The 12,811-nt window shown below is 69.6% G+C and carries 16 protein-coding genes; 3 read left to right on the forward strand and 13 right to left on the reverse strand.

The window, feature by feature from the left end; all coding sequences use genetic code 11:
* Nucleotides 1-248: 248 nt before the first annotated feature.
* Nucleotides 249-623 (reverse strand): winged helix-turn-helix transcriptional regulator, encoded by a 375-nt coding sequence (locus WMF39_RS42465; protein WP_437742145.1) that lies wholly within the window; start codon nucleotides 621-623, stop codon nucleotides 249-251.
* Nucleotides 624-764: 141 nt separating this feature from the next.
* Here WMF39_RS42465 and WMF39_RS42470 point away from each other — a divergent pair, with 141 nt between their 5' ends.
* Nucleotides 765-1,895 carry an alkene reductase gene (locus tag WMF39_RS42470; protein WP_437742146.1) on the forward strand — a complete coding sequence of 377 codons (1,131 nt, stop codon included), beginning with the start codon at nucleotides 765-767 and terminating at the stop codon, nucleotides 1,893-1,895.
* 192 nt (nucleotides 1,896-2,087) lie between these two features.
* Nucleotides 2,088-5,045: a HEAT repeat domain-containing protein gene (locus tag WMF39_RS42475; RefSeq protein ID WP_437742147.1), complete on the forward strand. Its 2,958-nt coding sequence runs from the start codon at nucleotides 2,088-2,090 to the stop codon at nucleotides 5,043-5,045.
* A gap of 217 nt (nucleotides 5,046-5,262) precedes the next feature.
* Here the strand turns inward: WMF39_RS42475 and WMF39_RS42480 are convergent, their stop codons facing one another.
* The 3 genes from WMF39_RS42480 to parA form a co-directional block, all read right to left on the reverse strand.
* Nucleotides 5,263-5,685 (reverse strand): response regulator, encoded by a 423-nt coding sequence (locus WMF39_RS42480; RefSeq protein WP_437742148.1) that lies wholly within the window; start codon nucleotides 5,683-5,685, stop codon nucleotides 5,263-5,265.
* Nucleotides 5,686-5,790: 105 nt separating this feature from the next.
* Nucleotides 5,791-6,459: a hypothetical protein gene (locus WMF39_RS42485; RefSeq protein ID WP_437742149.1), complete on the reverse strand. Its 669-nt coding sequence runs from the start codon at nucleotides 6,457-6,459 to the stop codon at nucleotides 5,791-5,793.
* Nucleotides 6,410-7,093 carry a ParA family partition ATPase gene (parA, locus tag WMF39_RS42490; protein WP_437527358.1) on the reverse strand — a complete coding sequence of 228 codons (684 nt, stop codon included), beginning with the start codon at nucleotides 7,091-7,093 and terminating at the stop codon, nucleotides 6,410-6,412. Before parA ends, WMF39_RS42485 begins: the two co-directional genes overlap by 50 nt.
* A gap of 460 nt (nucleotides 7,094-7,553) precedes the next feature.
* On the opposite strand from parA, the gene WMF39_RS42495 reads away from it, so the two are divergent.
* A complete protein-coding gene (locus tag WMF39_RS42495) occupies nucleotides 7,554-8,699 on the forward strand; it encodes a DUF4419 domain-containing protein (RefSeq protein WP_437742150.1) in 1,146 nt (381 codons plus the stop codon).
* A 17-nt stretch (nucleotides 8,700-8,716) separates the two neighbouring features.
* Here the strand turns inward: WMF39_RS42495 and WMF39_RS42500 are convergent, their stop codons facing one another.
* The 9 genes from WMF39_RS42500 to WMF39_RS42540 all read right to left on the reverse strand — a co-directional run bounded on the left by WMF39_RS42500 (nucleotide 8,717) and on the right by WMF39_RS42540 (nucleotide 12,647).
* Nucleotides 8,717-9,115 carry a type II toxin-antitoxin system VapC family toxin gene (locus WMF39_RS42500; protein WP_437742151.1) on the reverse strand — a complete coding sequence of 133 codons (399 nt, stop codon included), beginning with the start codon at nucleotides 9,113-9,115 and terminating at the stop codon, nucleotides 8,717-8,719.
* The gene (locus tag WMF39_RS42505) at nucleotides 9,112-9,348 is read right to left on the reverse strand and encodes an antitoxin (protein WP_437742152.1); all 237 of its coding nucleotides are present in this window, start codon (nucleotides 9,346-9,348) and stop codon (nucleotides 9,112-9,114) included. Before WMF39_RS42505 ends, WMF39_RS42500 begins: the two co-directional genes overlap by 4 nt.
* A gap of 220 nt (nucleotides 9,349-9,568) precedes the next feature.
* Nucleotides 9,569-10,126, reverse strand: a complete 558-nt coding sequence (locus WMF39_RS42510; protein WP_437742153.1) for a flavin reductase family protein — start codon at nucleotides 10,124-10,126, stop codon at nucleotides 9,569-9,571.
* 146 nt (nucleotides 10,127-10,272) lie between these two features.
* On the reverse strand, nucleotides 10,273-10,479 hold the full coding sequence (locus WMF39_RS42515) for a hypothetical protein (protein WP_437742154.1): 207 nt from the start codon (nucleotides 10,477-10,479) through the stop codon (nucleotides 10,273-10,275).
* 120 nt (nucleotides 10,480-10,599) lie between these two features.
* Complete coding sequence (locus tag WMF39_RS42520) at nucleotides 10,600-11,091, reverse strand: N-acetyltransferase family protein (protein ID WP_437742155.1); 492 nt, start codon at nucleotides 11,089-11,091, stop codon at nucleotides 10,600-10,602.
* 51 nt (nucleotides 11,092-11,142) lie between these two features.
* Nucleotides 11,143-11,445 carry a MafI family immunity protein gene (locus WMF39_RS42525; protein WP_437742156.1) on the reverse strand — a complete coding sequence of 101 codons (303 nt, stop codon included), beginning with the start codon at nucleotides 11,443-11,445 and terminating at the stop codon, nucleotides 11,143-11,145.
* The gene (locus WMF39_RS42530; protein WP_437742157.1) at nucleotides 11,442-11,621 is read right to left on the reverse strand and encodes a hypothetical protein; all 180 of its coding nucleotides are present in this window, start codon (nucleotides 11,619-11,621) and stop codon (nucleotides 11,442-11,444) included. Before WMF39_RS42530 ends, WMF39_RS42525 begins: the two co-directional genes overlap by 4 nt.
* A gap of 32 nt (nucleotides 11,622-11,653) precedes the next feature.
* Nucleotides 11,654-12,151, reverse strand: coding sequence for a GNAT family N-acetyltransferase (locus WMF39_RS42535; RefSeq protein WP_437742158.1), 498 nt, complete (start codon nucleotides 12,149-12,151; stop codon nucleotides 11,654-11,656).
* Between the two features lie 22 nt (nucleotides 12,152-12,173).
* The gene (locus tag WMF39_RS42540) at nucleotides 12,174-12,647 is read right to left on the reverse strand and encodes a macro domain-containing protein (RefSeq protein ID WP_437742159.1); all 474 of its coding nucleotides are present in this window, start codon (nucleotides 12,645-12,647) and stop codon (nucleotides 12,174-12,176) included.
* Nucleotides 12,648-12,811 lie beyond the last annotated feature (164 nt).

A 12,811-nucleotide genomic window follows, 5' to 3' on the forward strand; every position in this document is an offset into this window, starting at 1 on the left:
GCGCTTTGACAGCCACTGAGATGCGAAGCCCTCGAATTACATCACCATTCTACCTGAGCGGCAAGCGCAACCTCGAGCTCGACAGAGGCGCTCCTCTCGCTCCTCGCCGCTACCTCGCCACACGAGCGCTCGGCGTCAGGTATTGCCTGAGCGCTGCTCAGGACCGGGCGGACTCCTTCGTGACATCCGTCACGCGACCTGCGTGGAGGCACCGTGGATGACGCCCGCGCGCGCTTCGCCGCCGGTCGTTACCGTGCCGCCCGTGCCGCCCGCGCGCCGCGCTTCGCCCCCCCGCCGCGCGCCGCGCTCACCACGAGCCGCTCTCCCCACCGCGAGATCGCCTGCGCCACCTCGCCGAATCCCCGGCCGGCGTCGGTCAGCTCGTACTCCACGCGCACGGGGGGCCCCGGCAGGACGCGCCGCACCACGAGGCCCAGCGCCTCGAGCTCCTTCAGCCGGCTGGAGAGCATCCGATCGCTGATGGCGTCGAGCCGCTCGCCGATCTCGCCGAAGCGCAGCGCCCCCTCCTCGAGCGTCGCAATGATGAGCCCGTTCCAGGGCTTCGCGAGCACGTCCATCGCGACCTGAAACTTCTCGCAGAGGTGCTGACACGCGTGCTTCATGTGTCGTCCCAGGCACCAGAATGACCTATCCACTTCCAAAAGGGAAGTGACTTGACATCGTACAGTGCAGATTCATGATGCCCCCGAACGGATGCCACTTCCCTTTCGGAAGCTACATCTTCTTTGCAAGGAGCATCGATCGTGACCACCGCCAAAGACCTGCTCTTCAGCCCCTTCGCGCTCGGCCCCCTCTCGCTGCCGAACCGGCTCGTGATGGCGCCGCTGACGCGCTGCCGCGCCGGCGAGGGCAACGTGCCGACCGAGCTCAACGCGCGGTACTACGAGCAGCGCTCCTCTGCGGGCTTCATCATCACCGAGGCGACGCAGGTCACCCCGGAGGGCGTGGGATATCTCCGCACACCTGGCATCCACACGGACGCGCAGGTCGCCGGGTGGCGGCTCGTGACGGACGCGATCCACCGGGCGGGAGGGCGCGGCTTCCTTCAGCTCTGGCACGTCGGGCGGGCGTCGCACCCCTCGTTCCAGCCGAACCGGCAGGCGCCCGTCTCGTCCTCGGCCGTCGCCATCCGCAACGGCCACGCGTACACGCCCGAGGGCCCGCAGCCGTACACCACCCCGCGCGCCCTGGAGACGGGCGAGATCGCCGGCGTGGTCGCGCGGTTCGAGGACGGCGCGCGCCGGGCCAAGGCCGCCGGCTTCGATGGAGTCGAGATCCACGCGGCGAACGGCTACCTCATCGACCAGTTCCTCCGGGACGGCGTGAACCAGAGGACGGATCGGTACGGCGGCTCGGTCGAGAACCGGGCGCGGCTCCTGCTCGAGATCACCGAGGCCGTGACGGGGGTGTTCGGCGCCGACCGGGTCGGCGTGCGGGTCTCGCCGCTGGCCGACTTCAACGACATGAGCGACTCCGATCCGAGGGCGCTCTTCGGCCACGTCGCCGCCGAGCTCTCGGCGCGCAAGGTCGTCTATCTGCACGTCGTGGAGCCGCTCTCGGGGCAGGCGCTCGACGCCGCGGCGCGCGTGACGCCCCTCCTCCGCGAGCGGTTCCGCGGCGCCCTCGTCGTGAACGGCGGCTACACGCTGGAGACCGCGGAGGCAGCGCTGCGGACCGGCGCGGCGGATCTCGTCTCCTTCGGCGCGCCCTTCCTGGCCAACCCCGATCTTCCGGAGCGCCTGTCGCGCCGCGCGCCGCTCAACGCGCCCGACGTCGCGACCTTCTACTCCGAGGGCCCGCGCGGCTACATCGACTACCCGCGCCTCGGCGAGGCCGCGGTGGGGCGCGCCAGCGCCGGCGCACAGATGGCCTGACGGCTTGAGGGCCCGAGGGCCTGATCCCATGACCCGATGGCCTGATCGGGCGGAGGCGGGCGGAGGTGGCGAGGAGCTCCCGCGCCGCCGCCCATGATAGGCTTCCAGCCCGATGCCGGCCGCCCATCCGCTGCTCCCGAACGACGAGATCCCCACGGCGCCGCGCCCGGCGCGCTCGCCCGCGGAGGCGCCGTGAGCGCGGCCCCGGGCGACGTGAAGCGCATCGGGGCCGGCGAGCTCCGGGCGTTCATCCAGGACGCGGGAGAGCTCAAGAAGGGCACGCTGCTCTACGACGGCGGGCAGCTCCTGAACCTCGCGCGCCACGAGAACAAGCTGTTCTGCGACGCCAAGGGCTCGGGGGCCTCGCCTTACAAGGTGTCGCTCGTCTACAGCGACGCGCCGGCGCCCGCGTTCAAGGGGCGCTGCTCCTGCCCGGCGCGGACCTTCAACACCGCGTTCTGCAAGCACGCGGCGGCGCTGCTCATCGCGTGGGCGCGCGCGCCCGAGTCGTTCGCCGTGAGCGAGGCGCCGCCGCCCGGCGCGCCGGGCGGGGACACCGCGCGCAAGAGCGTGAAGAAGGGCAGCGCGAACGCGCAGGCCATGATGAAGTCCGGGGTCGAGCAGGTCGGCACGCTCGTGCGCGAGCTCGGCGTGTCCGGCGTCGCGACGATCGGGGGCGACCGCATCGAGCAGATGGAGAAGCTCGCCGAGGCGCTCCGGGAGAACCGCCTCCGGCGCCTCTCGGCCCGCACGCTCGACCTCGCCGCGCTGCTCCGCGGGCAGGCCGCGGGGGGCCGGCAGGCCCGGGGCGCTCCCCGCGGCGCGCTGCCGGCGGTCGCCTACGCGAACGTGATGGCCGACCTCCTGCTCACCGCCCGCAAGCTGGAGAAGCACCTCGCGGGCGAGCCGCTCGACGACCGCCACGTCGAGGAGCTCGTCGGCAAGACGTGGAAGGCGTCCGACAGGAAGCCCGCGGAGGGCCTCACGCTCATCGAGTACGCCTTCTCGACGCGGACGACGAGCGACGATTTCGTCATCCGGGAGAGCCGCTTCATCGACCTCGAGTCGGGCCGCCACTTCAGCGAGAAGCAGATCCTCCCGGTGTTCCTGGCGAAGCGGACCGACCCGAAGCGGAGCTTCGCCGGCGAGGTGCTCGCCGGGGCGCGGGCGACGACCTACCCGGGCTACCCGCCGCTCCGCGTCGACTTCAGCGATCTCGGCGACAAGCGCCCGCTCGACGCCGGCGCCCTCGAGTCCGTGCTCGCGCGGGCGCTGCCCGACGTCGGCGCGGCGCTCGCGGCGCTCCAGGAGCACCGCAAGGACGTCTTCGCGCCCGACCTCGTGCCCGTGGCGGTGCTCACCGACACGCTCTTCGCGCGCGGCGCGCGGCTCGCGGCGGTCGACGACAAGGGGGAGGCGCTCCACCTGCCCGACGACCCGGCGCTCGAGGAGCGGCTCGCCGGCTCGCTCCGCGACGCGCGGCTCCGCGCGCTGCTCGGGGACGTCGGCATCGACGCCGCGCTGCCCACGCTGTGGCCGCTCGCCGCCGTCGTCGAGGGGCCGCTCGGCCTGGAGCTGCGCCCTGTCTTCGAGCAGGGGAGCGCGGCGCGGGGCGGGCCGCTCGAGGGCTCCGCGTGGAACGCCGCCGCCCGCGAGGCGGGCGCCTCGCCCGCGGCCATCGCGCTCGGCGAGGTCCGCGAGGAGCTCGCCGAGGCGCTCGTCACGGGCCTGACCGGGCTCGGCGCGCGCGCGACGGACCCGCTGGCCGCGCGGCTGCGCGACCTCCGCCTCGAGAAGCAGGCCGCGCTGCTCCAGGCGCTGCCGCAGCGGCCCGAGCCGGCCGATCGGCTCGACGACTTCATCAAGCTCTACCAGGTGCTCGAGATGGCGCTCGTCCGCCTGGCCGGCGCGACGCAGATCGACCGCGCCTCGACCGAGCGCGTGCCGACCTACGAGAGCGTCGCGGTGGCGCGGCCCGACGAGACGCTCTCCCCGGACGAGGTGGCGCGGCGGCGCGCGGCGGGCGCGATGAACCGCTACGTCGCCGCGGTCCACCACGCGCGCTACTACGCGTCGCTGCCGGCGAGCGAGCTCGTGGCGAGCATCTTCCCGATCTGGGCGGACGGCACCGCGACGCCGACCATCGCGAGGACGTTCGCGCCGCTCGGGGCCGAGGCGATCGCCGCCGCGGAGAAGGCGCTCACGGTGAAGGCGGGCCGCGTGGCGAAGCTGACGGCGGTGCGGGTGCTGCAGGCGGTCGTGCTGCACGGCGGCCCGGCCCGCGCCGAGGCCACGGCGATGCTCGGCAAGGTCGCGGAGCACGCGAAGGACGCCGGCCTGCGGGCGCTCGCCCGCGACGCGCTCGACGTAATCGACGTCACGCAGCTCACGCACGCGGCGCCGTCGGGCGGGCCGGGGAACGACGCGGTGCGCGCGCGGCGCGCCGCGCGGCTCGGGCGCGTGCACGAGCTCGCGAAGACGCTGGGCGCCGCGCCGACCAAGGAGGAGCGGCTCGAGGCGCTGAAGGCGCTCGCCGAGCTCGGCGATCTCGCCGCGCTGCCGGCGTTCCGGCGCGCGTTCTACGCCGACGCCTCCCGCGAGGTGCGCGAGGAGGCCGCCTACGCGCTCGCGCAGCTCGGCGACGTCGAGATGGTCGAGACCTTCGTGCGGATGCTGGCGAGCCGGGGCGTGGACGAGCGGGAGGCGAAGATCGCCGCGTACGCGCTCGGCTTCCTCGGCGACGTCCGCGGGCTGAGCGAGCTGCTCTCGGCCTACGCCGACGGATACAAGCCCGGCATCGTGGCGGACGCGATCCGCGCGTTCGGCCCCGTGGCGCTCACGCCGCTCGTGGACCTCATCGAGGCGCGGCCGGAGCTCGCGAAGCGCGCGGCGGCGCTCGACGCGCTGAAGAAGATGGACGACACCGCGGTGGCGGCCTGCCTCGTCGAGCGGATCGAGGCGCGGCGCGGCGACGCCGATCTCGCCGACAAGGCGCCGCTCTACCTCAAGCTCGCGGACGTGCACGCGCACAGCCGGCGCGAGGTCGCGACGGCGCTCATCTCGGCGCTCTCGAGCGCCCCCGGCAAGGAGGCGCAGGCGGCCGTCAAGGCGGCGCAGAAGGCGCTCGGCGTCGTCAAGCGCAGCAAGTAGCGCGGCGTCGCGGCGCCGATCCTGAGCCTGGGGAACCGCATCTTCCGGCGTATCGAGCCGATCCGGGAGGGGCGCCATCCCGGTCAGGGCGCGATCGGCCTCCGCCACGACACCGCGCCTGAAGGCCCGACGCGCGCTGTCTCTCGGAGAGCGTGAGTGCGCGCGCCGCGCGGAGCGCCCCTCGCCACGACAAGGACCGGAAAACCGATGTGTTTCGCTACGGTAGCTCCACAAGTCTCCAGTACTTGTTGAGCGCCGCCATGAGCTCGACGAAGCTGAGGAACGTGACCGGCTTGAGGAGATAACCAGCCACGTTGAGGTTGTAGGCTCCCACCTTGTCGCGGTCGTCGTTCGATGTGGTCAACACGACGACCGACGTGGCCCCGTGCACCGGATCGGCCCGCAGCTCGCGCAGGAACTCGATCCCGTTCATCTTGGGCATGTTCAGGTCGAGCAGGATGAGCCGCCGCTCGGCCGGGACGACGCCGCTGCGCAGCATCTCGAGGGCCTCGACGCCGTTCCCGGCGACCCAGAGGGGATTCGAGATGTTGTTCCGCTTGAACGCCCGGCGGACATTCATCACGTCGACGTCGTCGTCTTCGACGAGGAGGATGTTCAAGAGTTTTTCTTCGACGTCCATTGTCTCCTACGTTCTCATTGGCGAGATGGACGTGAACGTCAACTCCCGGCGAGGCGGCCGCGCCAGTCAGGTGCGATAGGGGCGGAGTCGATGCGCGCTGGCCGGTCAGCTCGCCCGCGGCCGCTGACGCCAGAGCGTCATCAGCACCCGTCCGACCTGGACCACGCGACCGACCCGCCCTTTCGGGCCGGTGTCCGCCGGACGGAACGGTTCGGTGCGGTAGCTCGCGCTCGGGGGCGGCGCCTCGCGGGGGGCGGCGGCCTCAGCCGGGGCCGCGGAGACGGACGCCGGCCCGAGGCGCTTGTCGAGGTGGACCTCGACCGCCTCGCCGACCAGGTTGCTCATGTCGCGATCGTTTTCGATGCAATGGAGCAGCAGCCGATCCGCGAGCGGATCGGGCAGGTAGACGGTGACCGCGCGCCGGGAGCGGCCGTCGTTGCCGAGGAGCACCGGCGGGCCGGTGTGCGGCTCCGAGGTGGTGGCGAGCGCCTGGGGCCCGGCGGCGGCGCTGGCGGCCTGCGGCGCCGTCGCCGCGGGCGGCTCGGCGCCTGGCCGCGCCTCCGGTGCTCGGTCCTGCGGCGCCTCCTGCGCTCGCTCTCGCTCCTGCCGCGCCTCGACGGGCGTCTCGCCGTCGTGCGCGCGCTGATCGGCGGCGGGCCTCGACCTCACGACGTCGACCGCCGCTTTGCCGCCTTCGCCCCCCGCGACGAACGCGTCGGCCTTTTCAGGCGACGGCGGCTTTCGTAGCGAGACCGCGACTTGCTTTTTGGCCATGGTGAAGCTTCTCCAGTTCTTCGAGAAGGTGGGTGATCTCTCTGGCCGCGGCGTCCCGCGGTGCGTAGCCCGTCACCCCTTGCCCGCAGGCGAGGGACTCCTGGTAGGCGATACGATAGCCGAGCTCCGTGGAGAGCACCGGCAAGCCCGACGTCTCGAGCACCGCGCGCGCCGATTTGCCGAGCGCCGTGCGGCCTTGCTTGCGCGTGATGAGGATGCAGCCCTTGAGCGCGCTCCGCAGCGCGGCGGCCTCGCGGAACACCTCGATCGCGGCGGTGAGGGCCCAGGCGTCCGCGGCCGTGGGGCCGCAGGGGTAGATGGCGATGTCGGCGACCATCAGCGCCGATCGCGCGATCTCGCCGTGGCGCGGAGGGCAGTCGATGACGGTGAGGTCGTACGCGGCGGCGACTTCCGGCAGCTGTCCCGGCTTGTGCATCGAGGCGCCCATGGCCATGACGGTCGGCGTATCGTGCCCCGCCTCGGCGGCCACGTCGCCCCACGTGCGGACGGTCCCCTGGGGATCGGCGTCGACGAGCAGCACACGCCGGCCGTTCGCCAGCGCGGCCACGGCGAGGCTCACGGCCGTGGTGCTCTTGCCGATCCCACCTTTCTGCCCGGTGAGCGCGATGATCATGATAGACCCCCCTAGCAGAACCTTCGCCGGGCGGTCCACTTTCTTGCAAGCGCGGACAGGGCTTCTACCGAGCCGTCCTGAGGGGAATTCCCGACGCGGACGTTGATTTCTCGGTGCTGTCGGCGGGTTGGCCGGCACATCGCAGGAGGTTGTTCAGCTCTCTATCCGGCGGGAGCGTCTCCTCCCGCGCGTCGCATAGCCGCCATGATGAGGAAGCTCACGGAAGAGGCGCGCGCGGCGCCTCCGGTGCGCCCGCCGCGCTTCGTCGGCGCGGGAGCGCGCGGCGCTGGCGGGCGAGCGGGCCGGAGCCATTGCCTGATCGCGCAGACGATTGAATCGAAGGCGGCGGCGATAACGCGTTCGACGGTGGGCCTCGGGGCGCGGGAGCTGCGGATCGTAGCAGCGGGAGCCTCGGGAAGCGACGTTGAGGTGTCGTCGATGCGTAAGGTAGGATGCATCGATGTCAATCACCTTCGCCGTGTCCGATGTCGATCGGCCGCAGCAACTCATGCAGGTGCTCGATCGCGCCAAGGCCATCCCGAGCCTGCTCGGCGGGGGTGAGCGCACCGCGCCGGAGCAGCGGCGAATGCTCTGGGGCAAGCCGCGACCTCCCGTGGCGCGCATCGAGGCGTTCTCGCCGAGCGACGCGCCGCTGGTCTCCGCGACCGACGCCCACGCGCTCGCGCAGGCGGCGCACGATGCATTTTACCTTCACCATCCGCTGGTTCTGTCGCCGGATGCCGTGTGGCTCTGCCTCGCGCAGGGGTTCGCCCACCATGTCGCGCTGAACGCCGAGGCGCTGCGCGGGCGGTTCGTCCGTCATCAGGGGAAAGAGAAGCTCGTCGTCGTTCGGCCCGACTTCTTCCTGGGCCAGCCCAATCCATGGCCCGAGGCGTTCACCGCGTTCTCGGAGCAGATCGCCGCGCATATCGGCCGCCTGCGCGACCTGATCGTGGCCGACTTCTCGACGACCGGCGCCGTGGAGCGCGCCGCCTCGGAGGTCGTCCTCATGGACGCGTTCCAGCCTTACTTCGAGTACGAGATGCTGGCTGGTTGCGGCATCCCTGCGATCACGCTGCTGGGCAGCGTCGACGACTGGAAGAGCGTTCGCCGGCGCGCCGCGATGCTGTCCGAGTTCGGCCTCGAGGCCTGGACCGACGCGCTCCTCCCGGTGCTCGACGAGGTCGTCCGCACCGCCGAGGGGCACGTCGACCCGGCGTTCTGGCGCTCGTTCTTCCGCTACGAGAGCGGCTCCGGGCCGAGCGAGCTGACCGGCTGGATCCTCGTCCTCTTTCCGTACCTCAAGACGTTCGATCGGAACGGCGAGCGCCTCGAGCCGAACCCGTATCTCGGCCGGTGGGAGCAGGCGCTGCGCGCCGCGGAGAAGCGCACGGACTGGATACTCGAGCCCGAGGGACCGAGCCTCCTGCAGATCCCGAGCTCGATCTCCAGCGCCCCCGTCAACTTCGTCGATGTGCGCGACGGTACGGATCACCCGTTGCGCTTCGTCGCAGGGCTCTTCGGCGTCACGCAGGAAGCCGCGACCGGCGCGCTCGCACCCGAGTTCGGCTGGGCGATCGTCCACGACGACGGCTGCGACGGCTGATCGACCGGAGGTTCATTTCAGACCCAGTTGTCCATGCGTAGCCCGTGCACGCGGCTGAAATGTTTCGTGTTGTTCGTCACCAAGGTCACGTCGAGCGCGAGCGCATGCGCCGCTATCAGCGTATCGAAGCTGCCGATCGGCGTACCTTGACGGACGAGCGCCGAAGCAACCGCTCCGAACCGAGCCGCTACTCCCTCATCGACAGGGACGACCGTCACGGCAGCAGCAAAGGCGTCGATGAGACCATGCAGCTTCGTGGAGCGACGATGATCAGCGCCGTATCGTAGCTCCGCGAGCGTGATCGCACTCATACAGATCTCCGACGGTTTGTGCTCGAGCAGCCGCGTGGGAACGCCACCGAATCCGCGGAGAGCGAAGCTCACGGTGTCCGTGTCGAGCATGTAGAGGAGCGTCATTCGAACGGATCCTCTATCCCCGTGACGGGCTCCTGTGCCGGCCGCTCGATCTCATCCGACCAGGCCCCAAGGCAGGCACGAAAGCTCGAAGGCCACTCGTCGATCGGCTCCAGGATCACGCGGCGTCCCTCACGCCGTACGAGCACCTCGCCATCGGGGAACCGGCAATCCTTGGGAAGCCTGACAGCTTGACTTCCGCCGTTTTGAAATATTTTTGCTCTACTCGCGCCCATAACTCAAAGAGTATATACATTCGTATATACTCCGTCAAGTGTTCGTCTGATCCGGCTCGGCACGCGCAGGCCAGTGCCCCGCACCAAGCTTCCTGCTTGTGCCCTCTTCCTGGCACCGTCCCGGCGCCGCAACCAGCACCGCGCGCGCTCGGCCAAGAGTCCGCCCCGGTCGACACGGCCACGCTCGTGTCCGCCGGCCTCATCTCCAGCGCCTGGCGAGCTACAGGTTCTCCGGTTTGAAGAGCCTCCGGTAGCTGACGTTGCGACCGGACACCATGAACACGCCGTCGCCGCGGTAGTGAACGGTCGTCGGATAGCGCGGCGATGTCGCGACGTGCGCCTTCACCACCTCGAAGACGAACAGGCTGAGGCGCTTGACGGCGCTCGTGTCGACCAGCTTGCACTCGAAGCTTGCATAACACTCGGCGATGAGGGGCGCGCCGACCTTCGTCGCCTCGACGGCGGTGAGCCCGAACTGCTCGAACTTGTCGACCTCGGATCCGTGGCTGTTCCCTATCCCGATGACGACGCGCACGAGATCGACCGTGGGCACGTTGATCACGCACTCTTTGCTGCGCCGCACCATCTCATGGCTATCGTTCTGGTCCCAGATGAAGCACCCCACGAGGGACGGCTCCTGCATCATCACCATGTGCCAGCCCATCGTCATGATGTTCCGCTGGCCCTTGTGCGCAGAGCTCACCAGCACCACAGGACCCGGCTCCAGGAAGCGCCGGACATCCGCGACCGGAAAATCTGCCTTCTTGTAGGTCTTCATGCGATCACCCGAGGCACGGATGCGATACGAGCGGGCTGGACGCTGACTGCCCGCTTGGCGGGGCGGCAGCGGCCTGCTCGGCGCCAAAACGCATTGTGCCACGCACATCGCGGGCAGCAACGTCGTATACCAGCGCACGAGCGGGGTCAGAGCACCTGTTTGATCAGCTTCAGCGGGCTCAACCGGTCCCAGACGTCCGCCTCGCGAAAGCTCGGCCGCGCCTTGACGGCCTTCGCATACGGGGCGAGGCGTGCTCGCCTGGAGATCTCGGCGTCGAAGCGCACGAAGCCCATCCGTGCGAGGAACGCGGTCCACACCACGTCCGCAGGCCCGGGGCTCGCGGGGGCGCTCATCGAGCCGAAGCGTACCACCGCCGCGCCCCGGCAAGCGCCTGGCCAGGCGGCGATCTGCTCGGCTGCGCCTCGCTGTCGGAGGGCGACGCGAGCCGCGCGCGCGTCGTCGTGCTGGCGAGATCAGAGCTTGCGGTACATCCACACGCTGGGGATTTCGATGTCGAACCCCGCCTTCCGGTACGCGCGTCGCGCCGGAGCGTGGCTCGGATCGCCACCGGTTCCGACGGTGGCGACCTTCATCCCGGCCTGCTTCAGGCGCGCCGCCGCGAACTCGTACATCGCGGTGCCTATTCCCTTGCCGGCCTGCGCGGGGTCGACGGCATTGAGGCCGATCTCGCCGACAAGCGTCTCCGGAGCGAGCCGGAGCGCCACGAAGCCGACGACCTCGTCGCCGGATTGCGCCACGTACAGCTCCCAGCCCGAGCCGGCCGCCATCAGCGACGTCAGCAGCCCCTCCTGCGCCTCGTCGTCTCGCCGCTGCGCCAGCTCGTAGAGATCGTCGCCGAGGATCGAGCGGAACGACGCGAACACGGGTGCAAAGGCCGCGCGCCGGATGTCCTGAAGGCGGGCCGCGTCCTCGGGATTGGCACGGCGGAAATGGAGCTCAGGCAATCGGATTTCCTCCTGTAGGGCGCCATGCACGCGCGTGGCGCTTGTGAAGCTTCATGCAGACTCACCCTCATGGGAATTCTGCGCTATGAGCGACGCGAAATATCCACGGAGCCACTTCATCCTTGAGCTCTCAGCCCATCCCATTGCGGCCATCGCGCGCTCGATGGCATCAAACTGCGCTTGGTGGACAGGGAGATCGAGGTCGCCGATCCAGTCGATGACGTGCTCCATGGCGAGCCCCCATTCCCCGTACTTGTGAACCCAGCGGTGCGCGTCGCGGAAGCGCTCTGGGGGGAGCACGTCCTTGAAGGACTCGAGCGCGACAGCGCACAAGGCTTGGATCTCTTGTTTCACCACAAGGTCAACGACCGCGATAAATAGCAGCTTCTGTCGAGATTCAGACTTTCATCCTCGCTGGCCATTCGGGCCGCGCGCTGCATCTCGAGGGAGGCCGACGCACGCTCGGGGAATGCGAGCAGCTCGGCGGCTCCCAGTGAATGGCCCAGGACAAAGGCGAGGTCGACTCCCATGTGCTCTCCGAGTGCGTCACGTTCGCAGCGCGTTACTGGGCACACGGGCGCAGCTCTGCCAGTCTGGTCGCGACCACCACCATGTACACCAAGGAGGTGACGCTTGGATCATCTTCCGGGTACTGGCTTTCCACGAAGCCCAGCCTCCGGTACAGCCGCATTGCAGGCGTATTGTCCGCAACGACGAACAAGGAGCATTCGCCGACACCCAGCTCCTGAACACCAAGCTCGACCAGGCCACCGACGAGCCACCGGCCCAGCCCCGCACCCCGGTGCTCGGGCGATATAACGAGCCGTCCGAGATGACAGCGACCGGCCCTCAGGTAATACTGGCCAAAACCGAGGAGCTGGTCATCAGCTCCGAGCATCACATAGGAGGGCAGCACACCGCTCCGCGTGTCCTCCAGGAAGGTACTGTCCGTAAACGGGAACCTGAACTGCGGACCACCCCAGTTCTGGCAGCTTCGCCGATCGGGGAACCATTTCTCGATCGCCATGACATGGCTATCTTCTGCGCGTATGAGCTTCATCTGCTTGGCGTCGTTCCCCGCGTTAGAGGTCGTAAACGTGCACGGACAGTCCGGCAGCACAGAGCGTTCTCTGGACAATGGACTCGACCTCTGGCCACTCCCCGCCCGCCAGGCCACAACCGATTCTTGGCATATGGATTGATGCGCTGACATGCCGCGCGTGCTCCGCGAGCATGGCGAGACATCGCTCAAGCGCATCATACCGGATCGGGGGAACGCCATGCTGCGAACGCACGCCGTGCTGGGCGATCATGTTTGCGACGGAGAGATCGCCTTTCACGCTCACAATCTGTATTTCCCCAAGCTTGAATCCAGCTGCTTCACCCCGGGCATGCCAGGCGCGGTACTGCGCCTCGGGTTCGGGCCACTTCTTCGAGAGCGCGACCACGAACCCACGCCCCCAGCCGCCGATGTCGTTGCAGACGTGGCAGATGATCCTCGCCCCCTCTCCGACGGGATCGGTCGCATCACCCGTGCGGTAGTCGATCGCGTTCATTGTAGACGCAGCGCCTCCTCGTCCTGTTGAATGTAACCGTTCACGGATGAGCACGCCAGGCTGGTTTCGCGATGAGGACGGAGGGATGGACGTGGAGCGGCTCCTCGTCCCCGACCTCATCCGATGGAAAGGGGCCTTGCCTCGAAGGGCTCGACCCCGCAGGG

The organism is Sorangium sp. So ce1504 (assembly GCF_051521635.1).
Lineage (GTDB): Bacteria > Myxococcota_A > Polyangia > Polyangiales > Polyangiaceae > Sorangium > Sorangium cellulosum_B.

Bases quoted from the DNA above. Each gene is read 5' to 3' on its own strand.
- WMF39_RS42495 (WP_437742150.1), top strand. From the start codon at position 7,554: ATGTCAATCACCTTCGCCGTGTCCGATGTCGATCGGCCGCAGCAACTC.
- WMF39_RS42500 (WP_437742151.1), bottom strand. From the start codon at position 9,115: ATGACGCTCCTCTACATGCTCGACACGGACACCGTGAGCTTCGCTCTC.
- WMF39_RS42465 (WP_437742145.1), bottom strand. From the start codon at position 623: ATGAAGCACGCGTGTCAGCACCTCTGCGAGAAGTTTCAGGTCGCGATG.
- WMF39_RS42505 (WP_437742152.1), bottom strand. From the start codon at position 9,348: ATGGGCGCGAGTAGAGCAAAAATATTTCAAAACGGCGGAAGTCAAGCT.
- WMF39_RS42540 (WP_437742159.1), bottom strand. From the start codon at position 12,647: ATGAACGCGATCGACTACCGCACGGGTGATGCGACCGATCCCGTCGGA.
- WMF39_RS42530 (WP_437742157.1), bottom strand. From the start codon at position 11,621: ATGGGAGTCGACCTCGCCTTTGTCCTGGGCCATTCACTGGGAGCCGCC.
- WMF39_RS42480 (WP_437742148.1), bottom strand. From the start codon at position 5,685: ATGGACGTCGAAGAAAAACTCTTGAACATCCTCCTCGTCGAAGACGAC.
- WMF39_RS42485 (WP_437742149.1), bottom strand. From the start codon at position 6,459: ATGGCCAAAAAGCAAGTCGCGGTCTCGCTACGAAAGCCGCCGTCGCCT.
- WMF39_RS42515 (WP_437742154.1), bottom strand. From the start codon at position 10,479: ATGAGCGCCCCCGCGAGCCCCGGGCCTGCGGACGTGGTGTGGACCGCG.
- WMF39_RS42510 (WP_437742153.1), bottom strand. From the start codon at position 10,126: ATGAAGACCTACAAGAAGGCAGATTTTCCGGTCGCGGATGTCCGGCGC.
- WMF39_RS42535 (WP_437742158.1), bottom strand. From the start codon at position 12,151: ATGAAGCTCATACGCGCAGAAGATAGCCATGTCATGGCGATCGAGAAA.
- parA (WP_437527358.1), bottom strand. From the start codon at position 7,093: ATGATCATCGCGCTCACCGGGCAGAAAGGTGGGATCGGCAAGAGCACC.